General features: G+C 75.0%; 31 protein-coding genes. 17 read left to right on the top strand and 14 right to left on the bottom strand.

Annotated elements, in window-relative coordinates:
* The first annotated feature begins 281 nt into the window (after positions 1–281).
* Complete coding sequence (locus tag ACIA8O_RS35535) at positions 282–1,901, top strand: helix-turn-helix domain-containing protein (protein WP_396298169.1); 1,620 nt, start codon at positions 282–284, stop codon at positions 1,899–1,901.
* Positions 1,902–1,908: 7 nt separating this feature from the next.
* On the opposite strand, the gene ACIA8O_RS35530 is transcribed toward ACIA8O_RS35535, so the two are convergent.
* Positions 1,909–2,181 (bottom strand): helix-turn-helix domain-containing protein, encoded by a 273-nt coding sequence (locus ACIA8O_RS35530; protein ID WP_396298168.1) that lies wholly within the window; start codon positions 2,179–2,181, stop codon positions 1,909–1,911.
* Between the two features lie 58 nt (positions 2,182–2,239).
* Between ACIA8O_RS35530 and map the strand changes: the two genes are divergently transcribed.
* Positions 2,240–3,007, top strand: coding sequence for a type I methionyl aminopeptidase (gene map / locus ACIA8O_RS35525; protein ID WP_396298167.1), 768 nt, complete (start codon positions 2,240–2,242; stop codon positions 3,005–3,007).
* 32 nt (positions 3,008–3,039) lie between these two features.
* Here the strand turns inward: map and ACIA8O_RS35520 are convergent, their stop codons facing one another.
* The 3 genes from ACIA8O_RS35520 to ACIA8O_RS35510 all read right to left on the bottom strand — a co-directional run bounded on the left by ACIA8O_RS35520 (position 3,040) and on the right by ACIA8O_RS35510 (position 5,663).
* Positions 3,040–3,735: a hypothetical protein gene (locus tag ACIA8O_RS35520; protein ID WP_396298166.1), complete on the bottom strand. Its 696-nt coding sequence runs from the start codon at positions 3,733–3,735 to the stop codon at positions 3,040–3,042.
* 40 nt (positions 3,736–3,775) lie between these two features.
* The gene (locus ACIA8O_RS35515; RefSeq protein ID WP_396298165.1) at positions 3,776–4,699 is read right to left on the bottom strand and encodes an AEC family transporter; all 924 of its coding nucleotides are present in this window, start codon (positions 4,697–4,699) and stop codon (positions 3,776–3,778) included.
* 103 nt (positions 4,700–4,802) lie between these two features.
* Positions 4,803–5,663 carry a PhzF family phenazine biosynthesis protein gene (locus ACIA8O_RS35510; RefSeq protein ID WP_396298164.1) on the bottom strand — a complete coding sequence of 287 codons (861 nt, stop codon included), beginning with the start codon at positions 5,661–5,663 and terminating at the stop codon, positions 4,803–4,805.
* Between the two features lie 169 nt (positions 5,664–5,832).
* On the opposite strand from ACIA8O_RS35510, the gene ACIA8O_RS35505 reads away from it, so the two are divergent.
* The 3 genes from ACIA8O_RS35505 (at position 5,833) to ACIA8O_RS35495 (ending at position 7,444) form a co-directional block, all read left to right on the top strand.
* Positions 5,833–6,159: a hypothetical protein gene (locus tag ACIA8O_RS35505; RefSeq protein ID WP_396298163.1), complete on the top strand. Its 327-nt coding sequence runs from the start codon at positions 5,833–5,835 to the stop codon at positions 6,157–6,159.
* A gap of 166 nt (positions 6,160–6,325) precedes the next feature.
* The gene (locus tag ACIA8O_RS35500; RefSeq protein WP_396298162.1) at positions 6,326–6,511 is read left to right on the top strand and encodes a hypothetical protein; all 186 of its coding nucleotides are present in this window, start codon (positions 6,326–6,328) and stop codon (positions 6,509–6,511) included.
* Positions 6,512–6,613: 102 nt separating this feature from the next.
* Positions 6,614–7,444 carry a hypothetical protein gene (locus ACIA8O_RS35495; RefSeq protein WP_396298161.1) on the top strand — a complete coding sequence of 277 codons (831 nt, stop codon included), beginning with the start codon at positions 6,614–6,616 and terminating at the stop codon, positions 7,442–7,444.
* On the opposite strand, the gene ACIA8O_RS35490 is transcribed toward ACIA8O_RS35495, so the two are convergent.
* Positions 7,414–7,623, bottom strand: a complete 210-nt coding sequence (locus ACIA8O_RS35490) for a hypothetical protein (protein ID WP_396298160.1) — start codon at positions 7,621–7,623, stop codon at positions 7,414–7,416. The two genes, ACIA8O_RS35495 and ACIA8O_RS35490, sit on opposite strands and share 31 nt — an antisense overlap.
* A gap of 59 nt (positions 7,624–7,682) precedes the next feature.
* Between ACIA8O_RS35490 and ACIA8O_RS35485 the strand changes: the two genes are divergently transcribed.
* From ACIA8O_RS35485 to ACIA8O_RS35470, 4 genes are all read left to right on the top strand, one after another.
* Positions 7,683–8,177 (top strand): tetratricopeptide repeat protein, encoded by a 495-nt coding sequence (locus tag ACIA8O_RS35485; RefSeq protein ID WP_396298159.1) that lies wholly within the window; start codon positions 7,683–7,685, stop codon positions 8,175–8,177.
* A 93-nt stretch (positions 8,178–8,270) separates the two neighbouring features.
* Positions 8,271–9,050, top strand: coding sequence for an NPP1 family protein (locus ACIA8O_RS35480; protein WP_396298158.1), 780 nt, complete (start codon positions 8,271–8,273; stop codon positions 9,048–9,050).
* A 72-nt stretch (positions 9,051–9,122) separates the two neighbouring features.
* The gene (locus ACIA8O_RS35475) at positions 9,123–9,503 is read left to right on the top strand and encodes a VOC family protein (RefSeq protein ID WP_396298157.1); all 381 of its coding nucleotides are present in this window, start codon (positions 9,123–9,125) and stop codon (positions 9,501–9,503) included.
* 95 nt (positions 9,504–9,598) lie between these two features.
* Positions 9,599–10,324, top strand: a complete 726-nt coding sequence (locus ACIA8O_RS35470) for an SDR family oxidoreductase (protein ID WP_396298156.1) — start codon at positions 9,599–9,601, stop codon at positions 10,322–10,324.
* An 8-nt stretch (positions 10,325–10,332) separates the two neighbouring features.
* On the opposite strand, the gene ACIA8O_RS35465 is transcribed toward ACIA8O_RS35470, so the two are convergent.
* The 4 genes from ACIA8O_RS35465 to ACIA8O_RS35450 all read right to left on the bottom strand — a co-directional run bounded on the left by ACIA8O_RS35465 (position 10,333) and on the right by ACIA8O_RS35450 (position 14,591).
* Complete coding sequence (locus ACIA8O_RS35465; protein WP_396298155.1) at positions 10,333–11,742, bottom strand: aminotransferase class V-fold PLP-dependent enzyme; 1,410 nt, start codon at positions 11,740–11,742, stop codon at positions 10,333–10,335.
* A 157-nt stretch (positions 11,743–11,899) separates the two neighbouring features.
* Positions 11,900–12,796: a hypothetical protein gene (locus tag ACIA8O_RS35460; RefSeq protein WP_396298154.1), complete on the bottom strand. Its 897-nt coding sequence runs from the start codon at positions 12,794–12,796 to the stop codon at positions 11,900–11,902.
* A gap of 32 nt (positions 12,797–12,828) precedes the next feature.
* Positions 12,829–13,341, bottom strand: coding sequence for a DUF2199 domain-containing protein (locus ACIA8O_RS35455; RefSeq protein WP_396298153.1), 513 nt, complete (start codon positions 13,339–13,341; stop codon positions 12,829–12,831).
* 11 nt (positions 13,342–13,352) lie between these two features.
* A complete protein-coding gene (locus ACIA8O_RS35450; protein ID WP_396298265.1) occupies positions 13,353–14,591 on the bottom strand; it encodes an ROK family protein in 1,239 nt (412 codons plus the stop codon).
* 161 nt (positions 14,592–14,752) lie between these two features.
* On the opposite strand from ACIA8O_RS35450, the gene ACIA8O_RS35445 reads away from it, so the two are divergent.
* Positions 14,753–15,979 carry an MFS transporter gene (locus tag ACIA8O_RS35445; protein WP_396298152.1) on the top strand — a complete coding sequence of 409 codons (1,227 nt, stop codon included), beginning with the start codon at positions 14,753–14,755 and terminating at the stop codon, positions 15,977–15,979.
* Positions 15,980–16,355: 376 nt separating this feature from the next.
* On the opposite strand, the gene ACIA8O_RS35440 is transcribed toward ACIA8O_RS35445, so the two are convergent.
* Together ACIA8O_RS35440 and ACIA8O_RS35435 are read right to left on the bottom strand one after the other, a co-directional pair.
* Complete coding sequence (locus tag ACIA8O_RS35440; RefSeq protein ID WP_396298264.1) at positions 16,356–16,868, bottom strand: GNAT family N-acetyltransferase; 513 nt, start codon at positions 16,866–16,868, stop codon at positions 16,356–16,358.
* A 42-nt stretch (positions 16,869–16,910) separates the two neighbouring features.
* The gene (locus ACIA8O_RS35435; protein ID WP_396298151.1) at positions 16,911–17,768 is read right to left on the bottom strand and encodes an alpha/beta fold hydrolase; all 858 of its coding nucleotides are present in this window, start codon (positions 17,766–17,768) and stop codon (positions 16,911–16,913) included.
* Positions 17,769–17,929: 161 nt separating this feature from the next.
* Between ACIA8O_RS35435 and ACIA8O_RS35430 the strand changes: the two genes are divergently transcribed.
* The 4 genes from ACIA8O_RS35430 (at position 17,930) to ACIA8O_RS35415 (ending at position 21,375) form a co-directional block, all read left to right on the top strand.
* On the top strand, positions 17,930–18,499 hold the full coding sequence (locus ACIA8O_RS35430) for a HutD family protein (protein ID WP_396298150.1): 570 nt from the start codon (positions 17,930–17,932) through the stop codon (positions 18,497–18,499).
* Positions 18,500–18,561: 62 nt separating this feature from the next.
* Complete coding sequence (locus ACIA8O_RS35425) at positions 18,562–19,494, top strand: AraC family transcriptional regulator (RefSeq protein ID WP_396298149.1); 933 nt, start codon at positions 18,562–18,564, stop codon at positions 19,492–19,494.
* Positions 19,495–19,573: 79 nt separating this feature from the next.
* On the top strand, positions 19,574–20,458 hold the full coding sequence (locus ACIA8O_RS35420; RefSeq protein WP_396298148.1) for a carbohydrate-binding protein: 885 nt from the start codon (positions 19,574–19,576) through the stop codon (positions 20,456–20,458).
* A 149-nt stretch (positions 20,459–20,607) separates the two neighbouring features.
* Positions 20,608–21,375 carry a class I SAM-dependent methyltransferase gene (locus ACIA8O_RS35415; protein ID WP_396298147.1) on the top strand — a complete coding sequence of 256 codons (768 nt, stop codon included), beginning with the start codon at positions 20,608–20,610 and terminating at the stop codon, positions 21,373–21,375.
* 24 nt (positions 21,376–21,399) lie between these two features.
* Here the strand turns inward: ACIA8O_RS35415 and ACIA8O_RS35410 are convergent, their stop codons facing one another.
* Positions 21,400–22,161 carry an acyltransferase gene (locus ACIA8O_RS35410; protein ID WP_396298146.1) on the bottom strand — a complete coding sequence of 254 codons (762 nt, stop codon included), beginning with the start codon at positions 22,159–22,161 and terminating at the stop codon, positions 21,400–21,402.
* 53 nt (positions 22,162–22,214) lie between these two features.
* Positions 22,215–22,412 carry a hypothetical protein gene (locus ACIA8O_RS35405; RefSeq protein ID WP_396298145.1) on the bottom strand — a complete coding sequence of 66 codons (198 nt, stop codon included), beginning with the start codon at positions 22,410–22,412 and terminating at the stop codon, positions 22,215–22,217.
* 80 nt (positions 22,413–22,492) lie between these two features.
* Here ACIA8O_RS35405 and ACIA8O_RS35400 point away from each other — a divergent pair, with 80 nt between their 5' ends.
* From ACIA8O_RS35400 to ACIA8O_RS35390, 3 genes are all read left to right on the top strand, one after another.
* Positions 22,493–22,876 carry a hypothetical protein gene (locus tag ACIA8O_RS35400; RefSeq protein ID WP_396298144.1) on the top strand — a complete coding sequence of 128 codons (384 nt, stop codon included), beginning with the start codon at positions 22,493–22,495 and terminating at the stop codon, positions 22,874–22,876.
* Positions 22,877–23,160: 284 nt separating this feature from the next.
* Positions 23,161–24,063 (top strand): SigB/SigF/SigG family RNA polymerase sigma factor, encoded by a 903-nt coding sequence (locus tag ACIA8O_RS35395; RefSeq protein WP_396298143.1) that lies wholly within the window; start codon positions 23,161–23,163, stop codon positions 24,061–24,063.
* Positions 24,060–24,536, top strand: a complete 477-nt coding sequence (locus tag ACIA8O_RS35390; RefSeq protein ID WP_396298142.1) for a DUF6328 family protein — start codon at positions 24,060–24,062, stop codon at positions 24,534–24,536. The genes ACIA8O_RS35395 and ACIA8O_RS35390 overlap by 4 nt, the downstream gene beginning before the upstream one ends.
* 116 nt (positions 24,537–24,652) lie before the next feature.
* Here ACIA8O_RS35390 and ACIA8O_RS35385 read toward each other — a convergent pair whose 3' ends face one another.
* On the bottom strand, positions 24,653–25,417 hold the full coding sequence (locus ACIA8O_RS35385) for an enoyl-CoA hydratase family protein (protein ID WP_396298141.1): 765 nt from the start codon (positions 25,415–25,417) through the stop codon (positions 24,653–24,655).
* Positions 25,418–25,554: the final 137 nt, after the last annotated feature.

Raw genomic sequence — 25,554 nt, 5'->3', positions numbered from 1 at the left:
GCACGCCGGGGAGGCCACGTTGGGGCATGGCCGTGGGGCGTCCGTGCTCGGGTGCCGGAACACTCACACGTCGTCAGGACGCGGTCAACGGTTGCGGACGGCGCCCGGTGCGGTTGGCAAACTCTGTCAAGCTGCGGGTTCCGGTCAGAGGTCTCGACCACCCACGGGGCCCAGAGGTCGAGACCACATCCGTGAAGAGGTTGAGACCATCCGATGTACGCGGCGGGCCGCGGAGGAGTACCGTCCTCGATACGCGCACGGACCCGGGGGGAGAACTGCCAGTGCACCGCAGCCGCGCCGCCGCAAGGCTCCTTGACGATCCGTCAGAGCCCCCCTGCCCCACCACCGCGCCCCACGACGCCCCGGCCGCGGTCTCCGCCGCGGGTGCCTGGCAGGCCTTCGGCGCCCTGCTGCGCAACCGGCGCCGCCGGGCCGGGCTGACCCAGGCCCAGCTGGCCGCCGCGATCGGCTACGACCACACCGCCATCAGCCGGCTGGAGCACGGCACCCGCCGGGCGAACGCCCGCCTGGTCCAGCAGATCGACGAACTCCTGCACGCCGAGGGCGAGTTGACGGCCGCCTTCGGCAAGGCCGAGTCGAGCGAACAGCCCGGGCCCGGCCTGCCCCCCGGGCTGGTCCGCCCACCCCTCCCCCGCGAGGCACTCGGCGCCCCGCCCCTCCTCCGCGGCCCCGACCGCAGCGCCCCCCAGGGACGCGGACCCAACCGCGGCACCCAGGGGCGCGAGGAACTGCGCGCGGCGGAAGGCCACGCCCCGTCCGCCGGGTACGAATCCCCGGCTGCGGGTGGACACCCGCACCCGACCGCCAGCCTCACCTTCCCCACCGGCCCCGCCCCGGCCCGCCTCCCCGACTACGGCCTGCTCTGCCCCCTGCACGGCGCAGCCGGCTGCACCGTCCCCCCGGAGCCCCGACTCTCCGCCCTGCACGCCGAGTTCTGCGCCGACCCGGCCGGCCGCACCGGCCTCGACCCGGACACCGCCCACGCCCTGGCCGGCCTGCTCGCCGCCCACCTCAAGGCCGGCGAACGGGCCGCCCGCCCCGAGGTGGCCGCCGCCGTGGAGCGCACCCTGCGCGCGGTGCTCGACCGCCTGGCCGTCACCCCGGCCGGGCGCCGCCGCCCGCTGGTCCGCCTGGCCGCCGAGTACGCGCACGCCGCCGGGGCGATGCGGATGCAGCACGGCCGCTACGCCACCGCGATGGCCTGCTTCGACCGGGCGCTCACCTGGTCCGAACTGGCCGACGACCCGGCCACCCAGGTCGCCGCACTGAGCGACATGAGCACCCTGGCCCGCCTGGACGGCGACGCCGCCACCGCCCTCGGCTACGCCCGGGAGATCACCCGGGCCGCCCCGGGGCGGCACTGGGCCGCCGCGATGGGCCAGGTCGGCCAGGCCCGCGCGTACGCCCTGGCCGGCGACGTCCGGGCCACCGTCCGGCACATCGGCCGGGCCCGGCTGCACCTGGACCACATCGGCGCCCACGACGAGACGGACGCGCCCTGGCTCTCCATCGCCTCCATGCAGCTGCGGGTGGAGTCCGGCGCGGCCGCCGCCCTGCGCGACGTGGCGGCCGCCGTCCAGGACCCGCTGCTGGCACTGCGCGCGGTGGACGCCGCCCAGCACGCCCTCGACCTGCTGGGCACCGCCCAACTCCCGTCCACCCGGCTGCTGTTCACCGTCCGGATCGCCGACTGCCACTACTGCGCGCACGACCCGCAGACCGCCGTCTCGCTGCTCGCCCCGGCCCTGGAGGCGGCCGCCCCGGAGCGGCCGGCCCTGCCCGCCCTGGTCGGCCACGAGCTGCGCGGCCTCCGCGACCGGATCGCCGACCGCCCCGAACTGGCCGACACCGCCCGCCGCCTGGCCGACCTGGCGGGCTGACCGGTCCTCAGGCGGAGCGGGCCTCGCCCTCCTCCACCGGCTCCGCGCAGGCTCCGGCCAACACGTCCAGCGAGACGCCCAGCGCGTGCGCCAGCGCCGCCACCGTGAAGAACGCCGGGGTCGGCGCCCGGCCGGTCTCGATCTTGCGCAGCGTCTCCGCCGACACCCCGGCCGCCGCCGCGACCTCGACCATGCTGCGCTCACCGCGGGCCTCCCGGAGCAGGGCTCCGAACCGCTCGCCGCGGGCCCGCTCCTGCGGACTCAGGGGGACTCTCACCATGACCGTGATACTAATACCGGTATAAGTATTGGGACAACCCGGGGGAGAGGTACGCCCGATGGTCGAAATCAAGACCGACACCGCACTGGAACTGATGCGCGAGGCGGGCCGGGTGGTGGCCAACGCCCTGGCCGCCGTCCGGGCCGCTGCCGCACCCGGCGTCAGCCTGCTCGAACTCGACGAGGCGGCCCGCGCCGTGCTCGACGAGGCCGGCGCCCGCTCGCCCTTCCTCGGCTACCGCCCGGCCTTCGCCCCGGTCCCGTTCCCGGCCGTGATCTGCGCCTCCGTCAACGACGCCGTGGCGCACGGCATCCCGACCGCCTACCGGCTCCGGGACGGCGACCTGGTCTCGATCGACTGCGGCGCCGAACTCGACGGCTGGAACGGCGACGCCGCCGTCAGCTTCACCGTCGGCACCCCGCGCCCGGCCGACCTCGCCCTGATCGAGACCACCCGCCGCGCCCTGGAGGCCGGCATCGCCGCCGCCACCGTCGGCCACCGCCTCGGCGACGTCTCCCACGCCATCGGCACCGTCGCCCGCCGCGGCGGCTACGGCATGCCGGCCGACTTCGGCGGCCACGGCATCGGCCGCCGCATGCACGAGGATCCCCACCTGCCCAACCGCGGCCGCCCCGGCCGGGGCCTCCCGCTGCGCCACGGACTCGTCCTCGCCATCGAGCCCATGCTGATGGCCGGCGGCCGCGACGCCCACCGCACCGACCCCGACGGCTGGACCCTGCGCACCACCGACGGCTCCCGCGCCGCCCACGTCGAACACACCGTCGCCGTCACCGAGGACGGCCCCCGCATCCTCACCCTGCCCTGAGGGTGCGTCAGCCCCTCCTGACCGGCCGGCCGCTACCGCACGGCACGGCACTCGAACACGTCGCGGACGGGGCAGAAGGCGAACGGCTGGTGCCGGCCCCCCGAGAACTCGCCCGTGAACCGGGCCACGGCGAAGGTGACGACCCGTCCGCCGCCCAGCTGCACCGTCCGCGACCGCGCCGGCCAGTACCTGCCGGTCTCGTCGCCCTTCAGCGCGACCCCGCCGTCGACCCCGAGGAACGCCGTGAGGTAGGCGCCCCCGTTCTCCTGGAAGGAGAAGAGGTGCGGATGCCCTGCGGCCAGTTCGCGGATCGGCGCGAACAGCGAGGTCTCCTGCAGCCTGCCGTTCCGGCGGCGGACCAGCGCCGCCGCGCAGACGTACACGTCGTCGGCCAGCCAGACCGCGTACGCGTACCCGTGGCCGTCCGAGTCGAGCACCACCATGTTCGACAGCGAGGGGCGCGGGCACCCGGAGGGGCCGCCGTCCTCCAGCGCGTCGAGGATCCAGAGGTCCTCCTGCCCCGCGTGCTCGCGCAGCACCACGTGGTTGCGCGTCGGCGAGGGGGAGGGGGTCGGCGAGGGCGGCCAGACGACAGGACGCCGGGTGGCGGACGGCAGGCCCGGCCCGTCCGGCGCCTCCGCTGCCGTGAACCCGCAACCGCTCGCCGCCAGCAGTGCCAGCACCCCGAGCCCCGTCACCGCGCGACGCACCGCACGCCTCGTGTCCATCGTGTCCCCCCAGACCGTCTCCGACAGTTGGGAGATCTTGTCACAGCACCCAGGCGACCACCGAGAGGGTGGCCATCGAGACCAGGGTGGACCAGAGGACCGCGTCGCGGGCCAGGACCTTGCCGATGCCGTACTCGCGGGCGTAGGTGTAGGCGTTCTGCGCGGTCGGGAGGGCGGAGAACAGGGCCACGGTGCGGAGCTGGCCGGCCGGGAGGTGGAGCAGCCAGTGGCCGACGGCGTAGGCGGCCAGCGGTTGGAGGACGGTCTTCAGGGTGACCAGGACGCCGAGCTCCGCGGGCGGGGTGCGGCCCTCGGCCGGGGGGCGGCCGTGCAGCGAGAGGCCGAGCGCGACCAGGGCGGTCGGGACGCCCGCGCCGCCCAACAGCTCGCAGCTGCGGGCGAGTTCGGCGGGCAGCCGCCAGTGCAGGGCGGAGACCGCCGCACCGAGGCCGGCCGCCAGCAGGATGGGGTTGCGCAGCGGGAGGGCGAGCAGGCCCGCGAGCCGCCGCCCGGGCCGCACACCCGCTCCGCTCTCGCCGTCCAGGACCGTCAGCACCACCGGCGTCACCACCAGCACCTGGAGCAGCACCACCGGGGCGACGAAGGTGGCGTCGCCCAGCACCTGCATCGCCACCGGGATGCCGAGGTTGGCGGAGTTGACGTACCCGGCGGCCATCCCGCCCACCGTCCGCTCGCCCCGGCCCCGGCCGAAGAGCAGTGCCGCCAGCAGGGCGCCGATCCCCATGGCCAGGGCCGTCCCGGCGGCGAAGGCCAGCACCGAGGTGTTGGCGAAGCGCTCCAGCGGGGTGCGGGCGATCATCGTGAACAGGGCGGCCGGCATGGCGACGTGGAACACGAACCGCCCGAGCACCGCCTCCGCGTGCGGCCCCAGCAGCCCCCGCCGGGCGACCAGGTAGCCGGCCCCGGTGAGGGCCCAGATCGGGACGAACGCGGAGAACAGCACGGGACCTCGCTGGTCGGGGTGGCCGGGACCGGTGGGCTGCGGTGGTGCTCCCGCAGTCAAACAGACCCCTGCCCGCCCCCGACCGGCGGGGCCCCGCCGAGGGCTACTCGGCGTCCGGAATCCGGACCGCCGCCCCGGTGACCCGGATGCGCCGGTCCTCCGTGCCGAAGCCGACCCGGAGCAGGGCCGGGCGGCCGAGGTCGTACCCCTGGTGGAGCGTCAGCTCCGCGTCCGGGGCGGCCTCGCCCAGCTCCCGCAGGTAGGCGCCGAAGGCGGCGGCCGCGGCACCGGTGGCCGGGTCCTCGACCACGCCGCCGACCGGGAACGGGTCCCGGACGTGGAAGACGGTCTTGGACTCGCGCCAGACCAGCTGGAGGGTGACCAGCTCACGCTCCGTCATGTACCGGGCCAGGCCGTCGAAGTCGTAGTCCAGCGCGGCCAGCCGCTCCCGGCTGCCCGCCGCGAGCACCAGGTGCCGGGCCCCGGCGTAGGCGATCCTCGGCGGCAGCGCCCCGTCCAGGTCACCGCGCGCCCAGCCGAGCAGGGCGAGCGCCTCGTCGACCTCTTCGTCCGCCACCGGCAGCACGTGCGGCTCGACGCTGGTGAGCGTCGCCACCAGCCCGTCCGGCCCGGCGGTCACCGAGACCGGCACCTCACCGGCGCCGGTGTGCAGCAGCAGCTCGCCGGGGCCGATCCGCTCGGCCAGCGCGACCGCCGTCGCCACGGTGGCGTGGCCGCAGAACGGGACCTCCATCAGCGGGCTGAAGTACCGGACCCGGTACTCCCGTTCGCCCTCGGCGGGGAGCAGGAAGGCGGTCTCCGAGTAGCCGAGCTCGGCGGCGATGCCCAACTGGGCGGCGTCGTCCAGCCCGGTGGCGTCGAGCACCACGCCGGCCGGGTTCCCCCCGGCGGGGTCGGTGGTGAAGGCGCTGTAGCGGAGCACCTCAGGTGCGGTATCTGTCATGCCCGTGCGAACGCCCGGCGTCAGCCCGCTGTTCCCGCCGGGGCGGGGTGGTAATCACAACTGTAGGGCCGCCCGGGGGACATGATGCCTGACCGGCCCTCCGCGGGGAATCGTTCGCACACCGCCGCTCCCGTCCCGGACGCGGCCCCCCGCTTGCCCTAGGAGAACCATGCTGTTCCGCCGGACCACCGTCGCCGCCTTCAGTGCCCTCGCGCTCCTGGTCGCCGTCCCCAACTCGGCACAGGCCGCCAACGGGGACTTCCTCTTCAAGGTCGGCCCCGGAGTCGCGAGCGGCATCGCCGACCCCGCCAGCGGCACCTGCATCGACCTGCCCGGTGCCACCGAGGACAAGCCCGCCTTCGCCCCGCACAACCTCACCACCTCCACCGCCACCGTCTTCCTGGACTTCGGCTGCGACGGCGACGTCTACTACGTGATGGACCCCGGAAAGAAGCTCGGCAACCGCCTCAAGCTCCGCTCGGTCGTCTTCTCGTAACCGGCGGACGACCGGCCCCGGGCAGGATGTGCCCGGGGCCGGTCACCCCCGCGTAACCGGACCGCCCCCGCCCGGCACCCGCCCGAGATCCACCCGCAAACCGCCCGTCATGACGGCAGGTCAGGCTGGAGCCACTCCACACGGACACCCCGGAAGGGACCCCGCCATGAGCGACCTCACCCTGCTCGCCGCCGCCCTCACCGACCTGTACGTCGGCGGCCCCGACCGTGACACCGGCTCCGGTGCCCCGGCCCGCGTCCCCGGCCACGAGGCGGACCGACTGGCCGCCCTCCCCCGCGCCGAGCGCCGCTTCCGCCTCACCCCGCGCCGCCCGGTCTTCCGCCGGGCCTGACCGTCCGCCCCCGCCCTGCGGTGTTCCGCGGGCGCACCATCGCTGGCAGGATCACCCCGGGGGCGTGCGAGAGCCGCGCGGCCGCCGACCCGGGGGGCCGCGATGACCACCGACACCGACACGCCGGCCGACCGGCTGCGCGCCGAACTCCTGGCCGTCGCCTCCCCGCTGGCCGTCGGCCGCCCTCCGTCGGTGGTGCGCGAGTGGACCGACACCCAGGAGCTGCACGACGAGCCCGTCGGCCACCGGTACTTCGCCCTGCTCGCGGTCGAACGCGGCGCGGGCACCGAGCACTTCGACGAGGTGACGGCAGCCTTCGCCGCGGCGGGCTGGCACGCCCACCGCTGGACCGGCCACACCGAGGGCACCGCCCGGGCCAGTGCCAAGCGGGACGGCTTCGAGGTGACGGCCCATCAGGGCCGCGGCACGGGAGTGCTCACCCTCTCCGGCCACACCCCGGTGGTCTTCGTCCCCGGCCGGGAGGGGCTGCGCCGGCCGCTGCACACCCTGAGCACCGGCACCGGTGTGCTCTGCACCGACTGCCAGGGCTGGGGCATCTGCCTGATCTGCGAGGGAACCGGCCGCCACCACACCCCGGGGCGGACGGGCTACGGCCGCTGCCAGTGCTGGGGCGGCCAGGCCGGCCCCGGCCGCTGCGTCGACTGCGCGGGCCAGGGCCGCACCGCTCCCCCCGTCCCGCCGCCCTGGCGGCGCCAGGAGCCCGCACCCGCGGAGCCCACGCCTCCCGCCGAGGCGGTCCCCGCCTCGGCCCTCGACGCCCTGACCACGGCGGCCGGACGGCCCTGCACCTGCGGCAGCCTCTCCTGCCACTGGCAACTCGCCCGCACCCGGACGGAGTTGCGCGTCTCCGCCCCCTGCCAGTCCTGTGCCCGCCCGCGCAGCTACTCCTTCCCGCTGCCCACGCCCCGCTGACGGCGCCCCTGCCGCACCTCCAACACCAGCCACAGGACGGCCACCAGCAACACTCCCCCGGCCAGCACGGTCCACCCGACCGCCCCGCCGTCCCCCTGTACCCGAACCGCGGTGATCAGGAGCAGCCCCCCGCACACCACCCCGACAACCGCCACCACCATGTTCGCCCGGTAGATCATCCGACCATCATCGGCCACCGCTCCGCCCCGCCGTCACCCGGCCCTGCCACACTCCGTCCGTGGACCACCTCATCACCCTCGATGCCACCGGCCGCATGGTCCCCGCCGACCGCCCGGCCCTGGAGCGCGCGGTCGCCGCCCTCCTCACCACCGCGCCCACCGACCCCCGGGAGCTGCGCCGGGCAGGCGTCGGCCTCCTCGCCCTCGGCCGGCTCCCGGACGCCACGGCCCTGTTGGCACAGGCCCTCACCCGGGCGGAGGGCCCGACCCGGATCGCCGTCCGGATCAACCTCGGCGACGCCCACCGTTACGCGGGCGCCCTCGACAAGGCCGAGCCCCACTACCGCGAAGCCCTCCGCCTGGCCCGGGCCGAGCACCCCGGCCTGGCGCACTTCTGCCTCCAGCACCTCGGCAAGCACCGCACCGACCAGGGCCGCCTCGCCGAGGCCCGCACCCTGCTCACCGAAGCCCTGACGCTCCGCCAGGTCCTGGGCGACGCGGACCTGGTGGCCTCCACCGAAGCGGCCCTGCACCGGGCGGCCGGGCCGGGCTGAGATTCGCCGGCCCGACCGCCGGACTTCACCCGGAGAGCGCTCCACGGCCCTAAGCTCCTCATCCGGCAGTGTCCACGACAAGAGGAGCACCGCATGGCCCACCGCACCGCCCGGCGCACCGGCACCCTGCTCGGCGCCGCCGCCCTCCTGCTCGCCGTCCCGGCCGCCACCGCGCAGGCCGAATCCCTCCCCAACCTCCCGCAGCGGGCCGGTGGTTACGAGGCGTCCTTCTCCCCCGCGTACGACTACGACACCGACGGCTGCTACGCCGTCGCGGCCATCGCCCCGGACGGCACGCTCAACCCCGGCCTGAAGACCAGCGGTGCGGTGAACGGGAGTTGCCACGACCAGTCCGACCTGGACCGCTCGCAGACCTACGCCCGCTCGAAGTGCAACAACGGCTGGTGCGCGATCGTGTACGCCAGCTACTTCGAGAAGGACCAGACGGTGAGCGGCTGCTGCGGCCACCGCCACGACTGGGAGCACGTCATCTCCTGGGTGAACCAGGCCTCCAACCAGGTCGAGTACCTGACGGTGACCCAGCACAGCGGCCAGTCCACCTACCCGCGCTCCCAGGTGCGCTTCGACGGCACCCACCCCAAGGTGGTCTACCACAAGGACGGCCTGCCGGCCCTGACGCACCTGTTCCGCCTCGCCAACGCCAACGACGAGCCCCCGGAGAACCACTACCACTCCTGGCGCCAGCCCCCGATCGTGGACTGGAACGGCTGGCCCAGCACCGAACTGCGCGACCGCCTGAACAACGCCGACTTCGGCGCCGCCACCATCAAGACCACCGACAAGGACGACCGCTTCCGCAACCTGCTGAACGCCTCCAGGCCCGCCGGCATCCCCTTCGACCCCTGGTCCTGAGGCCCGGCCCTGTGGTTAAGATCCACTGACGGGGCGTCAGTGAGGAAGCCCCACCACGAGACGGGGGTTGTCATGCGCGTGAAGGGTTTCGACCACCTGGTGCTGAACGTCGGGGACGTCGAGCGCTCGCTCGCGTTCTACACCGGGACGCTCGGGCTGGAGGGCGTGCGGGTCGAGGAGTGGCGGGCCGGGAAGGTGTCCTTCCCCTCCGTCCGGGTCTCCGAGGGCACGATCATCGACCTGTTCGCCCGCCCCCGTGAGGCCTCCAACGTGGACCACTTCTGCCTGGTGGTCGACCCGCTGGACTGGCAGGAGGTGATCGACTCCGGCGCCCTGGAGGTCGTCGACGGCCCGGACGGCCGCTTCGGCGCCCGGGGTGACGCCCAGTCGGTCTACCTCAAGGACCCGGACGGCAACACCGTCGAGCTGCGCTGGTACCCGCAGGACGTCTAGAACGACCCGGACGCGGCACAGCCGTGGCGGCCCGGTACGGGCGGTGGTCTGCTGGATCCCGGCAGACCACCGCCCCGTCCGAGAGGGACCCCACCGTGACCTCCGCTCCCCTGATCGTGATCACCGGCGCCAGCTCCGGCATCGGCGCGGCCACCGCCCGCCGGATGTCCGCCCTGGGCCACCCCCTGCTCCTGCTGGCCCGCCGGCTGGACCGGCTGGAGGCGCTCGGCCTGCCGCGCACGCTCTGCCGCAAGGTGGACGTCACGGACCGTCAGGCCGTGGCCGCCGCCGTCCGCGAGGCCGAGGAGGCGTACGGCCCGGCCGACGCGATCGTCAACAACGCCGGGGCGATGCTGCTCGGCCGGATCGCCGACCAGGACCCGGACGAGTGGGAGCGGATGATCGACCTCAACGTGAAGGGCGTGCTGTACGGCATCCACGCCGTGCTCCCCGGCATGGTGGCCCGCGGGCGCGGCACCATCGTCAACATCAGCTCGGTGGCCGGCCGCAAGACCTTCCCGAACCACACCGCCTACGTGGGCACCAAGTTCGCCGTGCACGCCATGTCGGAGAACCTGCGCGAGGAGCTGGCCCCGACCGGGGTCCGGGTGGTGGTGATCGCCCCCGGGGCGGTCGAGACCGAGCTGCTCTCGCACACCACCGACGAGCGGATCAAGCGGGACTACCGGGCCTGGAAGGAGTCGGCCGGCGGCGCGCTCGACCCGGAGGCGGTGGCCCAGGCGGTCGCGTACGCGTACGGACAGCCGCCGCAGGTGACGGTGCGGGAGATCGTGCTCGCCGCCACCGGCCAGGAGGGCTGAGGGGCGCCTCAGCACCCCGTGCGCGGGTCGGTCGGGTCCTCGGGCTGACGCTCCACCAGCTCCTGGCAGACCGTCAGCAGCCGGTCGACGTCCGCCGCGCCGGTGGCGGCCCCGACCGAGGCCCGGACGGCGCCCTGGGCCCGGACCGGCAGCAGCCGCAGGTAGTCGTCCACGTCGGCCGGGGCGGCACCCGCCAGCGCGGCGCGGACCAGCTCCGGCGTCAGGTCGTTGTACTGCTCGGCCACCCCGGGGTTGCAGAAGCACCCGGTGCGGATGCTCACCCCGGCGGCCGAGGCGGCCCGCTGGCAGAGCCGCTCGTCCATCTCGGTGCCGTCGGAGCGCAGTAGGTTGAAGGCGACGGTGGGGCCCCGGGCCTCGGTGTCGGCGGGCCCGAACAGCCGGGCGGCCGGGGTGCCGTCGGGGTGCCGGAGGGCGGCCAGGCCGTCGAGCAGCCGGGTGGTCAGGCGGCCGGTGTGCCCGCCCAGCGCCGGGTAGCCGAGGGCGGTGTGCCAGTGGGCGGCCGCGGTCACGTCGGGGAGGGAGAGGAAGGCCAGCGTGCCGTCCTCCAGGCCCTCGGGCGCCGGCGCGGGCAGGTGCCAGTCGGTGTGCGAGGAGGAGGCGAGCACCGTGCCACCGGCGAACCACGGCCGCCGCAGCTCCTCCAGCGACTCCCGACGGGCGATCAGACAGCCGACGCCGCTCGGGTAGCCGGTGATCTTGTACCAGGAGAGCGCCACGTAGTCGGCGGGCACCACGGCCAGGTCGAGCGGGCCGGTCGGTAGGTACGCCGCCGCGTCCAGCAGCACCCGCCAGCCCCGGGCCCGGACCACCGGCACCCACTCCAGCGGGTGCCGCACCCCGGTCGCGTTCGACTGCGCCGGGAAGGCGAACAGCCCGGGCCCGCCGGCCCGCTCTGCCTCCGCGAGGCCGTCCAGCAGGTCGGCGGTGCTGGTCCGCAGCTGCGGGCCGGGGGCCACCACGGTGACCGGCGCCCCGGCCGGGCGGGCGTAACGGCGGATGCCCAGGACCGAATTGTGGTCGTCGCCGAGCATCAGCAGCCCGCGCTCCGGGCCGAACGGGTAGGCCTCCGCGACCAGCCGCAGCGCCCCGCTCGCGTTCGGCGTGAAGACCACCACGTACTCCTCGGCCGGGGCCCCGCAGAACTCCAGCACCGCCCGCCGGGCCTCCTCCGCCAGCCGGGTGGACAGCCCGGAGGCGGGGCTGGCGGAGTGCGGGTTCCCGTACACCGCCGAGGCCAGCCGCTCGGCGTGGCCGCGCACCAGCGAGAGCGGCGGCAGCGCGGCGCCGGTGTAGTCGAGGTACGCCTGCCCCGAGGCGTCCAGGTAGGGGAACTCCTCCGCGCGCAGCGCGGCGAAGTCCCTCGCACCCCCGGTCGTACCCCCGTCGGAGCCGGCCATGGCCACTCCCTGCCGCGTCCCCGCCCCGGAGTGCCACCATCGGCCGGACCTCCGGGTCACCTGGCTGGTGTGCTGCCATCCTCCGGCCATTGCCGGGCCCCTGCCACTCCAGCGGCCCCGTCACCTCAACCCCCTTGGCCACCAGGGGACTTCAGGTTCAGCCGTAGCAGCCGTGCGCCAGCCGCCAGCGCATCGTCCCGGTGCCGTCGGCCTCGATGTGGGCGCTCAGGCGCGAGCGCACCGGTTCGGGCAGCACCCGCCCGTGCGCCCGGGTCCACGCCAGGCCAGCGAACAGCTCGGAGGCACCGTCCAGTTGGGCCGCCGACGGCGGCTCGTCCCCCGCGAGCGCGGCCAGTACGAGGGCGGGCTCCTCGTCCAGCAGCCGGCTGATGACCACCTGGTCGTACCAGGTCGACCCGCCGGTGCTCTCCCTGGTCTTCACCCCGGCCCACGCCAGCAGGAGCGGAATCCGCACGGCGGCCTCCGGGTACAGCTCCAGGGCCAGGGCGACGAACCGCCGCTCGGCCTCGTCCAGCGCGTCCGACCAGGCCTCGTCGTCCCGTCCCGGCGGGGCCGCCACCTCGGCGGCCACCTCGGCCAGCCCGGCCGGGGCGGCACCGATCCACCGCCTCCGGCGCCGCTCCTCCCGCTCCTCCTCGGCCGCCAGCCACTCCTGCGCCTCACGGGAGCCCGTCAGACCCCGCCCCGCCAGCCACTCGGTGAGGGCCGGCCCGTCCACCAGGTCGGCGTCGCTGTCGCCGAGGCCGCGCAGCCCGGCCTGGTGGTGCAGGCTCCAGTCGGCGATCCGCTCGCCGTCACGGCCGTACACCCGGACGGCCGGCCACCCGAGGCAGCGGCACAGGTCGCCCGTCCCGCCGTCGACCACGGCGAGCAGCCCGGCGAGCTCGGCGATGTCGTCACCCGTCACCACGGTCCGCGGCCGCCCGGGCTCGTCCTCCTCCCCGGGCGGTGCCTCGATGATCACCACCTGCCCGGCCCGGTCCAGCACCTCCCGCAGCCGTGCGTTGGTCGGTGCCTGCGTCGTCCGGTCCATGGTCTCCCCCTCGCTCGATCGGAGCGGGGAGCCTACCGGGCCTCGGCGGGCGGGCCCATCAGGATCTCGGCGAACTCGCGGACCCGGGCCATGGTGATGCCCTCGCGCTGCTCGACGGCCAGCGGGTGGTCGGTGGGCTCCAGCTCGATCAGGGGGCGGGTGCCGACCGGCTGGGTGTGGACGTGGGTCTTGAGCAGCAGGGTGGACTCGGTGTAGGGGAGCTCGGTGCAGAGCCAGCCGAAGTAGGGCGGCTCCTCGGCCCGGTCCGGGTCGTCCCAGCGGTCGTGCATCCGCTCGAAGCTCGCGCGGCTCAGGGAGACCCAGACGCCCCAGTCGAACTCCTCCTCGGTGTCGGTGACCGGCAGTCGGACCACGCCGCGCACGTAGAAGTGCTCGTCCTTGATCACGCACACCTCCTCGGTGAGGAAGCTGTCCCGCCGCAGCCCGTACCGCCGCTTCCAGCCGGGCGGGTCGGTGGGGGCGTACGCCATCGGCGGGCCGTCGTGGTGCTCGCCGCAGCAGGCGCACTCGTGTTCGTGGGACATGAGCGGTGAGCTTACGCACCGCCCGTCGGCAGCACCGATTGGGGGTCCTGCAGGTACGGGGCCCAGGCCAGCTCGGCGGCGCCGACCAGCCCGGCGTGGGTGACCTCGGCCGGGACAATGGGGACGCGGCCGCTGCGGCCCCAGAGGCAGCGCTCGGCGACCACCGAGGCGAGGCGCTCGGGGGCGGCGGCGAGCAGGTCGAGGTGGAGGCCGCTGAGCACGATCCGGTCGGGGTTGAGGATGTTGACCAGCCCGGCCAGGCCCTGGCCGAGACGGTCGACCACGTGGTGGACGGCGTCCAGGGCCGAGGGGTCGGCGGCCAGCCCGCGGGCCTGGGCGAGCAGCGGCCGCTCCGGGTCGGGGGTGCGGCCGGCGGCGGCGAAGAGCGCCTCGGGGTCGGTCTCGGAGTTGAGGCAGCCCCGGTTGCCGCAGATGCAGCGGCGGCCCTGCGGATCGACCGTCAGGTGGCCGACCTCCAGGGCGAGTCCGGCGCTGCCGGTGTGCAGGCGGCCGTCGATCACCAGGGCCCCGCCGACGCCCCGGTGGCCCGAGGTGACCAGCAGCACGTGCCGGGCGCCCCGCCCGGCGCCGTGCCGGTGCTCGGCCAGGGCGGCCAGGTTGGCGTCGTTGGCGACGGCGCTGGGGAAGGGGTCCAGCGCGCGCGGGCCGTGGTCGGCCTTGCGGACCTCCTCGGCGTACAGGTCGGCCACGGGGGTGCCGCTGGGCCAGGCGAACTGGAGCGCGGCGAGCGCGGTGCCGTCCGGTTCGGTGACCGGGTTGGGCAGCGCCAGGGCGGCCCCGAGGCAGCGTCGGGAGGAGGCCCGGGCCAGCGCGGCCCCGGCCTCGGCGACGGCACGCAGCAGCCGGACCGGGTCGGTGGCGGCGGGCAGCGGCAGGTGGACCGGCGGCTCCAACTGCCCACCGAGCCCGGCCAGCGCCACGCTGATGCCGTCCGCGTGCAGCTGAGCCGCCGTCACCACCGGACCGGCCGGGTCGATGGAGAGCCGGTGCGAGGGGCGGCCACGGCCGCCGCCGGCCGGGGAGGAGTCGACGGTGATCAGCCCGAGCGCCTCCAGCTCGGCGCTGACCGCACCGGCGGTCGCCCGGGTCACCTCCAGGGCCCCGGTGAGCACGGACCGGGTCGGTGCCTGCCCGGTGTGCACCAGCGCGAGCGCGGGCCCGAGCAGCGTCCGCCCCCGGTCGGGCGCGGCCCGGCGTCCCGGTGCGCCGGGGCCCTCGGCGGCCGTCAGGCGCGGGAGGGCGGCGGAGAGCGCGCCGGCGGTCTGACGCGCCGCCTGACGCGCCGTCGGGCGGCCGGGGTGGTCCGGGACGCCGGGGTGGTCCGGGCGGGCCGGGCTGCCGGGCTGGTTCGGGCTTGAAGGCGTGTGCGGCACTCGTCTATTGTGCTTTTGTGCCGCTACTGAACAAAACACGCGCCCGTTCCGCAGCCCACCTTCACCCGGCCGGCCCAGCCCGAGACTCCTCTTGGCCCGCCGCCCGCACCGCCCTCACCGCGTTCTTCGCCGTGGACGGCTTCCTGTTCGCCTCCTGGGTGGTCCGCATCCCGGACGTCCGGGCCCAGGTCAGCGCCTCGCACAGCGCCCTCGGGCTGGCCCTGCTCTGCATCTCCGCCGGAGCGGTGGCCACCATGGCGCTGGTCGGGCGGCTCTGCGTCCGCTACGGCAGCCGTCCGGTGACGGTCGGCTCGCTCGCCCTGCTCAGCCTGGCCGTGGTGCTCCCCGCCCACACCTCCTCGGTCACCGTGCTCGGCGGTGTCCTGCTGCTCTTCGGCGCCGGCTACGGCGCGGCCAACGTCGCGATGAACAGCGCCGCCGTCGAACTGGTCGAGGAGCTCCGACGACCCGTCATGCCGAGCTTCCACGCGGGCTACAGCCTCGGCGGCCTGCTCGGCGCAGCGGCCGGCGGCGTCCTCTCCGGCCCGCTCTCCACCGCCTGGGCACTGGCCCTCGGCGGCGCGCTCGGACTGCTCGTCACCGCGGCGGCCGGGGCGGTACTGCTGCGCGCTCCGTGGCGGGCCGCCGCCGCTGCCGGGCGGCAGACGTCCGCCCCCGGCAGCACGCACCCCGCCCGGCACGCCCGCGTGCTGGTGGTACTGCTCGGACTGACCGCACTCCTCACCGCCTACGGCGAGGGCGCACTCGCGGACTGGGCCACCCTGCACCTGACCGACGACGTGAAGGTGAGTGCGGGGGCGGCCGCCACCGGCTACGCGACGTACGCCTTCGCGATGACGGCCGGGCGGCTCGGCGGCACCTGGCTGGCCGTCAGACTCGGACAGACCCGGGTGATCCTGGTCGGCGGCCTGACCGCCTGCCTCGGGATGCTCGTCGCGGCCTTCGCCCCGACGCTCGGCGTGGCCCTGGCCGGCTTCGTCCTGGTCGGCCTCGGACTGGCGAACATCTTCCCCCTCGCCATCGCCCGGGCAGGCGCCGTCGGCGGCCCGCAGGGCGTGGCCACCGCCTCCACCCTCGGCTACGCGGGCATGCTCGTCGGCCCGCCGGTGATCGGCTTCCTCGCCGACGCCACCAGCCTCCCCCTCGCCCTCACCACCGTCGCCGCAGCCGCCGCCCTCACCGGAGCCCTGGCCCTCATCACCCGCCGCCGCCCCACCCCCTGACACGAGCAACCACACCCACGAAAGTGGTCACCCCGGCGGTAGTGGTCACCCCGGGGGCGCGAGGAACTGCGCGAATCGGAAGGCGGCCCACCGGCAACTGAACCACCATCAGCCAGTTGCACGTGCTGTTGTCCCCCGCGCCCCCGGTGTGACCACTACCGTCCGAACCGGAAGGCCTCCATGGCGGAAGTGGCTACCCCAGGGGCGCGAGGCTCTGCTGATGTGCGGCTCCGCCGCGCGGGCGCGAATCGGAAGGCGGCTCACCTGCAACTGAGGGCACGTCAGCCAGTTGCAGGTGCTGCCGTTCCCCAGCGCGCAGTTCCTCGCGCCCCCGGGTGACCACTTCCGCGGGTGTGACCACTTCCGCGCCCCGGTCTCACTCCCGTCCGAGCCGGAAGGCCTCCATCTCGATGCCGTACCAGCGCGTGGACACCCCCAGTGACTCCATCCCCAGTCGGCGGCAGACCGCCGCCGAGGGTGCGTTGCCCGGCCGGACCACGGCGTGGATCTCCGTCAGGCCGTCCGCGAAGCCCTTGGCGAGGGCGCCGCGGGCGGCCTCGGTGGCGTAGCCGTGGCCCCAGCTGTCCGGGTGGAGGTGCCAGCCGATCTCGACCTCGCCGTCGCCGTCCGGGAGCGGGACCAGCAGGACGGACCCGGCCACCACTCCCGTGTCCCGGCGTTCGAGGGCCCAGATCCCGTACCGGGGGTCGGCCTCGGCGCGGGCCCGGCAGCGTTCCAGGAAGGCCTGGGCGTCCGCCGGTCCCTCCCAGGCCCGCGGCGTGCTGCCGAGCCAACGGGCCACCTCCCAGCGCGAGTAGGTGTCGAGGGCCCGCTCCAGGTCACCCTCGTCCCACTGCCGCACGACCAACCGCTCGGTCTCGAAGACCATCACCGCCACCTCTCCTCACAGCCACCGGGCTCCGGACGGGCGTCATGCTGCCCCACCCGCCACCCGCTCCGCCCGCGAATTCCCGGTGCTCCCGTCCTCCTCCAGGAAGCCCTCCACCAACGCCGTGAACTCGTCCTCCCGTTCGAAGAACAGCACGTGCCCCGCGTCCACCTCGGCGTACCGCACGTACGGCGCCGACGGCAGCGCGGCCGCCAGCGCCCGGCTGTGCCCGACCGGGACGGTGGCGTCCTGCGTGCCGCCCAACACCAGCACCGGGGCGGTGATCCGGGGCAGCAGGGCGCGGACGTCGAGGGTCAGGTCGAGGTCGACGTGGCGCATGGTGCCGGGGGTGGGCGGCAGGCTGGGGATGAACTGCTCGACCTGTTCGCGGCCGATCTCGTTGAGGTAGCCGCGGCTGAAGCCGGCCAGGATGACGTGGCGGCCGAAGGCGTCGGAGTCGGGCAGTTCGCGGCCGATGGTCCGCCAGAGGGTGAACAGGTTGCGCAGGTGCTCGTCGTCGGCGGTGCGGGCCCAACCGGCCACCAGGACCAGCCGGTTGACCAGGTCGGGCCGCAGGGCGGCGACGGCGGCGGAGACCGGGGCGCCCATCGAGAAGCCGAGCAGGTCGACCGGGCCGCGGCCGGCGTGCTCGATCACGGCGATCACCTGGGCGGCCAGGCCCTCGACGGTGAGCGGGCCGCCCGCGTCGGTGGTGCGGTCGGTGCCGGAGAGGTCGGGGGTCAGGACGGTGCGGGAGGCGGCGAAGCGGGGGGCGGCCCGGCCCCAGGTGAGGGCGGATCCGGCGGAGCCGGTGCCGTGCAGCAGGAGCAGCGGGACGCCGGGGGCGGTGCCGGTGACGTCGTACCGGACCTGGGCGTCGGCGACGGGGACGACGGGCATGTGGGGGCTCCTCGGATGGGGGGGCGTTGCTGCTGACAGGACAGACTCTGCCGGGCAGTCGGTTCCGGGAGAAGAGGTGCGCATACCCTGGGACCGGCGGTTCCGACTCCGGTACGGGTGAGGGGCCGCCGCACCGGCACCAGAGGCAGTGAGGCGAGCAGATGACGACGGTTCAGGTTGAGGTACTCCCGGCCCGGCAGCGCGCTGCCTCCCCCTGGCTGAACGGCGGCGGCATCACCCGTGAGGTGGCCGGGTACCCGGCCGGGGCGGGCCTGGCGGACTTCCACTGGCGGGTCAGCCTGGCGGACGTGGCGCAGGGCGGCCCGTTCTCCCGCTTCGAGCGGGTGGACCGGGTGATCACGGTGGTCGAGGGCGCCGGGATGGCGCTCACCGTGGACGGCACCGAGCACCGGCTGGCCGAGCCGTACCGGCCGTTCGCCTTCTCCGGCGACGCCGCGACCGACTGCCGGCTGCTGGACGGCCCGGTGGTGGACTTCAATGTGATGACCCGTCGGGGCAAGGCCGCCGCCGAGGTGGAGATCACCGACTTCCAGCGGGACGTGAGTGTGCCGCCGGGCGCCTCCGTGCTGCTGGTCTGCCTCGCCGGAACCGCCCAACTGGGCTCCGCCGACGTCTCCTTGGAGCGGTACGACGCCGCCCTGCTGACCGGTGGGGGCGAGGAGCTGCTCCGGGTGGACGGTGTGGTCGCGGTGGTCACCCTGCGGGCCTGAGGCCGGGAGTCGACCTCAGCTGGTCTGGACCAATGCCGGTCCTCGGCGGCAGACTGCCGTGGATGAGCGTCGAGTTCCCCGTCCACCGGTTACAGGTGCCCGAGCCCCAGGTACTGCCGTTCGCCCTGGGCTCCTTCGACACCATCGGAGAGCTGTCCAGGGCCGACTTCCCGCACCGGCACACCTTCTACGAGATCGTCCACGTCACCGGCGGCAGCGGCACCCACGTGGTGGACCTGGCGCACTGGCCGCTGGAGCCGCCGCAGCTCTACGTGGTGGCCCCCGGCCAGCTGCACCACTGGGAGGCGGCGGACGGCCTGACCGGCCAAGTGCTGCTGTTCAACGAGGACTTCCTGCTCTCCCATCCGGAGGACGTCACCGCACTGCGCACGCTGTCCACCCACCCCTGGCGGGGCCTGGGCCCGGCCGCGGCGGAAGTCGCCTCCCTGTTCGGCGAGTTGGAACGCGAGTACCACGACCTGGCGGAGGGCTACGCCGGGATGCTCCGTTCGTACCTGCACATCCTGGTGGTCCGGGCGCTGCGCGCGGTCTCCGCCGCCGCTCCGGACGGGAGCACCGCCGCACCCGGCCGGGCGGCCGAACTGGCCGCCGCCTTCGGCCGGTTGATCGCCGAACCGGGGCGCTCGGTGGCGGACTGCGCCCGTGAGCTGGGCGTCTCCCCCGGGCACCTGCACGAGTTGGTGAAGCAGGCCACCGGCCGCACGCCCGGCCGGCTGATCCGCCAGCGGCAGACCATGAAGGCCAAACTGCTGCTGGCCCGGACCTCCCTGACGGTCCGTCAAGTGGCCCGGGAGAGCGGCTTCGAGGACCCGGCGTACTTCTGCCGCTTCTTCCGGCGGGAGACCGGAATGAGCCCCGGCGAGTTCCGCGGCCGGGCCGCCGAGCCGGGTGGCTGGGCCGCCGAGCGGGGCGGAGGAGAAATTCACCACGATCCCCGGATCACGTCCATCGCCCGCCTCCCCGACGGCCCGTAGGTTCACTGCTGCCCGCCCGTCGGCTGTCATGACCGCGCCCCCACAGTGGTCATGCCCCCACACCGGAGGTACCACCGCCATGTCCGCACAGCACGACCCCGAGCAGCCGGAGACCGGAGCCGAGTCCGGTGAGCGCCGCTTCAGCCGCAAGACCATGCTCAAGGGCCTGGCCGTGGCCGGCGCAGCACCGCTGCTGATCGGCACCGGCCGCGCCCTGGCCCGCGACAGCCGCGGCACCGGCGCCGCCCTGGAGGCCACGCCGTTCTGCGACGACCACGACGACCCGACCATCCCGCAGACCGAGGGCCCGTACTTCAAGCCCAACTCCCCGCTGCGCAGCTCGCTGATCACCAACAGCACCCCGGGCACCCGGCTCACCGTCAGCGGCTACGTCTTCGGCTCGGCCTGCCTGCCGATCGCCGGCGCCCTGCTGGACTTCTGGCAGGCCGACGTGAACGGCGCCTACGACAACACCGGCTTCACCTTCCGCGGCCACCAGTTCACCAACGCCCAGGGCGCGTTCAGCCTGACCACGATCGTGCCCGGCCTCTACCCGGGGCGCACCCGCCACATCCACGTCAAGGTGCAGGCCCCGAACCGGCCGATCCTCACCACCCAGCTGTACTTCCCGAACGAGCCCCGCAACAGCACGGACACCATCTTCGACGCCCGGCTGCTGATGAACGTCCGTCAGATCGGCTCGGCGAAGGAGGGCACGTACGACTTCGTGCTCAACGTGCCGCAGACCCCGTCCCCCTCGCCGTCGCCGTCCTCCCCCGGCACGCCGACCCCCACCCCGACCCCCACCCCGACCGGTGGCACCACCACCTGGAAGGCCGGCACCAGCTACAAGGCCGGCGACCTGGTGACCTACAACGGGGTGACCTACCGCTGCCTGCAGGGCCACCTGGCCTACGCGGGCTGGGAGCCGCCGAACGTCCCCGCGCTCTGGCAGCGCGTCTGACCGGGCTCGACCGGGGCCCCGGCAGTGGCCCCGAGCGAGTCCCAGAACGCGCACCTCCCCCGGAACCCGGGGCCGAACAGGGGGGACCCCGGGCGGACCGGCGGCGAATTCGTTTGCCGCCGGTCCGTTTCGCACGTGATGATCCTGATATGTCACGCACCTTCGAGGACCTCGTCACCGAGGCCGAGTCCGTCCCCGTCGACGGCTGGGACTTCTCCTGGCTGGACGGCCGCGCCACCGAGCAGCGTCCGTCCTGGGGGTACCAGCGCACGCTCCGGGCCCGACTGGCCCGGCCCGGGGTGCGGGCCGCGCTGGACCTCCAGACCGGCGGCGGCGAGGTCCTCACCGCCGCCGGTCCGTTCCCCCCGCTGACGGTGGCCACCGAGTCCTGGCCGCCGAACGTCGCCAAGGCCACCGCCCTGCTGCACCCGCTGGGCGTCGCGGTGGTGGCCGACCGGGACGAGCCGCCGCTGCCCTTCGCGGACGCCGCCTTCGACCTGGTGACCAGCCGTCACCCGGTGCGCCCCTGGTGGGAGGAGATCCACCGGGTGCTCCGCCCGGGCGGCAGCTACCTGGCCCAGCACGTCGGCCCGGCCAGCGTCTTCGAGCTGGTCGAGTACTTCCTCGGGCCGCTCCCGGAGGAGGTGCACCGGGCCCGTCACCCCGAGGACGAGGCCGCGGAGGCCGAGGCCGCCGGGCTGGAGGTGGTGGACCTGCGGCCGGAGCGGCTGCGCACCGAGTTCCTGGACGTCGGCGCGGTGGTCTACTTCCTGCGCAAGGTGGTCTGGATGGTGCCGGGCTTCACCGTGGAGGAGTACCGCGACCGGCTGCGCGAACTGCACGGGCGGATCGAGGCCGAGGGCCCGTTCGTGGCCCACTCCTCGCGCTTCCTGATCGAGGCCCGCCGCCCGTCCTGACGCCGGGTCAGCCGACCAGGGCGGTCAGGAGGCCTGGCCCTCCCCCGGCAGCCGCAGGTCCCAGCCGATCAGTGCCCGCAGCTGCTCGGCGGTGACCCCCTCCGGGATCGCCGCCGGCGGCTCGTGCCGCAGCGGCGGCTGCCAGCCGTCCAGCTCCGACCAGCTGCGCACCACCTTGGCCGGCGCCCCGGCCACCACCGCGTGGTCGGGCACCTCGCCGTTGACCACCGACCCGGCCGCCACCACCACGTTGCGCCCCAGCCGGGCGCCCGGCAGGATCACCGCCCCGGTGCCGATCCACGAGCCGGAGCCGATCTCCACCGGCGCGTTGCGCGGCCACTGCTTGCCGATCGGCAGCCCGGTGTCGTGGTACGAGTGCGCGGTGTCGGTGATGTAGACGTACGGGCCGGTCCACACGTCGTCCCCGAGGGTGATCGACTCGTGCCCGACCACGTGGCTGCCCCGGCCGATCACGCAGCCCCCGCCGATCCGCACGATCGGCTCCGGCCCGAGGTCCAGCCCGGGCAGGAAGCCCGCCGAGATGGTGACCCGCTCGCCGATGATCGAGAACGGGCCGATGGTGATCCACTGCTCGTTGAAGACCGCCCCGAGCGGGAAGGCCAGCTTGGTCCCGTCCCCCAACTCCCGGAAGCGGTACGGCCCCGGGTTCCGGTTGGAGACCGCACCGACCTTCTGCACCAGCCCCCAGCCCCGGTGCACCAGCCGCCCGGCGGCACGACGGCCTCGGTCGCGGACGGCGGCGAGCAACGAGCTGGAGTTCGACATGGACCCCACGCTATCGGTCCGCCCCACCCCCGGGCAGGGCGGAGGGATCAAGGTCACACCAGGTGGGAGCGGGTGGCGCCCCCGGCGATCACGGCGGAGCGCAGCAGGTCACCGGTCCGGCCGCCCCGAGGCGGCACGGCCGGGGCGAGGGCGCCCCCGTCGGGGTGCGCCCACCGGGCGCGGCCCGGGACGGCGGGCGTACGTCCGGCGCTCCGCGCCTCGGGTTCGCCCCGAGGTGGGGTTTGGCTCAACTCCCCACTGCGGTACGGCCGATGCCCCTGATGGTGCGGGCCCGAACGGATCGGCCCGCCGCTCGGAAGGGGATTCGGACATGCTGTGGAACAAGCGAGCGCTGGGGGCGGCCCTGGCGACGGTGGCGGTGGCGCTGGCCGTGGGGACGGGCGTGGCCGCGCAGGCCGGGGCCGAGGAGCGGGCCGGGGCGGAGCAGCAGGCCGGGCCGGCCGCGGTCCGGGCCGTGGACGGCATCCAGCTGGTGACGCTGCCGAACGCCAACGTGCCCAACTTCCAGCGCCGCACGGTCCTCTGCCCGTCCGGCAAGCGGGCCCTCGGCGGCGGGGCCGAGGCGCGCGGCAACGACGCCACCCTGGTCGGCAGCTTCCCGACCGACGACGGCCGGGGCTGGATCGGCCTCGGCCGGCAGGGTGCCTCGAGCTCGGTCGGCATCAGCGTCTTCGTGATCTGCGCGAACGCCTGACGCCCCGGCACCCGGCTGCGGCGCCGGGCGGGCCGGCCCCGAGGGGGCCGTCCCGCCCGGCGTCGGCGTTCCCGGAGCCGCGCGAGGGGTTGCGGCGCTGCTCAGCGGGTATCAGTGGAGCGCTGAGCGCGCGGCCCCGCCGCCCCGCCCGGCTCCGCTGTGCGTGGGCACGGTCACCGTGCCGGGGATCCGCCGCCCGGAGAAGCCGGGCACCGTGGTCCTCCCACCGCGCCGCTCCCCGTCGCCCGCCGCCCGGGCTGGGGAAGACCCAGGGAGATGACCTCGTGTCCTCCTCCGTCACCATCCGCATCCGCACACGCCGAGCGCCCGCCGTACCCGCCACCCCCGCCGCGCCCCCGGTCGACGACCTCCGCCGCCCCGGCCCCGCCGAGCTGCGCGCGATGGGCAGGACCGAGGCCCGCCGGCTCAGCGACGCGCTGTTCGCCCGGCTGGCCGAGCTGCCCCGGGAGTCCGAGCACTACAGCTACGTCCGCGGCACCGTCATCGAGCTGAACATGCCCCTGGTCCGGTACGTCGCGGCCGGCTTCCGCCACCGCGCGGCCGAGCTGGACGACATCCTCCAGGTGGGCACCGTCGGCCTGATCAAGGCGGTGGACGGCTACGACCGCGAGCGCGGGACCGAGTTCGTCACGTACGCCATCCCCACCATCGTCGGCGAGGTCAAGCGCTTCTTCCGGGACACCTCCTGGGCGGTGCGGGTGCCGCGCGGCCTCCAGGAGGACTACCTGCGGGTGGCCCGCTGCTGCGACGTGCTGGAGCAGGCCCTCGGGCACCTGCCCTCCGCCGGGGAGATCGCCGAGGAGCTCGGGATGGCCCCCGGGCCGGTCGCCGCGGCACTCGCCGTCGGCCGGGCCTACCGGGCCGACTCGCTGGACGCGCTGCGCGACGACCGCGACGACGAGTCCGGCAGCGCGCTGCTGGACCGGCTCGGCGAGCCGGACCCGGAGCTCGGGCTGGTCGACCGGCGGGAGGCCGTCCGACCGCTGCTCGAGGGCCTGACCGACCGTCAGCGGGCGATCCTGCGGATGCGGTTCTGGGAGGACTGCACCCAGGCCCAGATCGCCGAACGGATCGGCGTCTCCCAGATGCACGTCTCCCGGCTGCTCACCGCGACCCTCGGCGGCCTGCGCGAGCGGCTGGACGATCCGGCCGCCGAGGCACCGTGAACCCGGCCGAGGGCAGGGAGCGCCGGGAGACCTCCTTCGAACGGGCCGACCGCCAGTGGAACGACCTGCTCCAGGAGGTCCGGGTGGCCCAGACCGGGGCCCAGATCCTGTTCGGCTTCCTGCTGAGCGTGGCCTTCATGCCCCGGTTCGGCACCGTGAGCCCGTTCGACCGCGGCCTCTACGTCGTCACCGTGGTGCTCGGCGCCCTGGCCACCGGGACACTGATCGCCCCGGTGGCCTACCACCGGCGGCTGGCCGGTCGCCGGCTCAAGCCCGAACTGGTGCGGGCCACCGCCCGCCTGGTCGTCCTCGGCGTGGTGCTGCTGGCCCTGACCGTCGGCGCCTCGCTGCTCCTGCTGCTGCACGTGGTGATCGGCGGCGGCCTCGCCTGGGGCATCGCCGGCGGGGTGATGGCCTGGTTCGCCCTGACCTGGCTGCTGCTCCCCTGGCTCCTCCTCCGCCACCACCGCTGACCCCGACGCGCAGGTGGTCACCTGCGGGGCTCGGACCGGAAGGCGGCCCACCCGCACCTGAGCCTCCGTCAGCCGGTTGCCCGTGCTGCCGTTCCCCGCGCCCCCGGGGGATCACCTCACTGCACCCAGGGGGCCGGGCGGCGCTCCAGGAAGGCGCGCATGCCCTCCTGGGCCTCCGGGGAGCCGAAGAGCCGGGCCGACTGCGTGACGCGCTCCTCCGCGTCCTGCTCGAACGACGCCACCACCCCCGCGTTGGCGAGCTTCTTGGTCTCGGCCAGCCCCTGCGGCGAGCAGAGGCGGAAGGCGTCGAGGAAGACCTTGAGCGCCGCCGCGACGTCCTCCGCCGCCTCGGTGACCAGCCCGATCCGGGCCGCCTCCGCCGCGTCGAAGGTCTCGCCGGTCAGGTAGTAGCGCGAAGCGGCCCGCGGGTCGAGCTTCGGCCGCAGCGGCAGCGAGATGACGGCGGGGGCCAGCCCGAGGCGGACCTCGGTGAAGGCGAAGGTGGACTGCGGGCCGGCCACCACCAGGTCGGCCGCGCCGAGGAGGCCGAGGCCTCCCGCCCGGACGTGGCCGTCGACGGCCGCGACCACGGGCTTGGGGCAGTCCACGATGGCCCGCTGGAGGTCGACCAGGCCGCGCGGCCCGACCGTCGGGTCGTCGCCGGTGGCCTCCGAGAGGTCGGCCCCGGCGCAGAACACCTTGCCGGTGTGGCCGAGCACCACCGCCCGCACGCCGGGGTCGGCCGCGGCGTCGGCCAGACCCTGCGTCAGTTCCGCCATCAGCCGGGTGGAGAGGGCGTTGCGGTTGTGCGGGGAGTCCAGCTCCAGGGTGGTGACGGCATCGGCGGTGGTGACGCGGACGAACGGTACCTCGCGGGTCATCGCGGCTGTCCTGCTTTCCGACTGAGGGTGTTTCGGACGGTGGACCGGGGACGCGGGCCGGTGGGCCCGGCCCGGTGACAGGACTCTGACACGCCCACCCCACCCCCGGCCAGAGCACCACGGCGATCACGTCACCG

Origin of the sequence: Kitasatospora sp. NPDC051853 (genome assembly GCF_044452665.1) — a bacterium.
Taxonomy (GTDB): Bacteria; Actinomycetota; Actinomycetes; order Streptomycetales; family Streptomycetaceae; genus Kitasatospora.
This window is presented reverse-complemented; position numbering and strand designations above follow the sequence as displayed.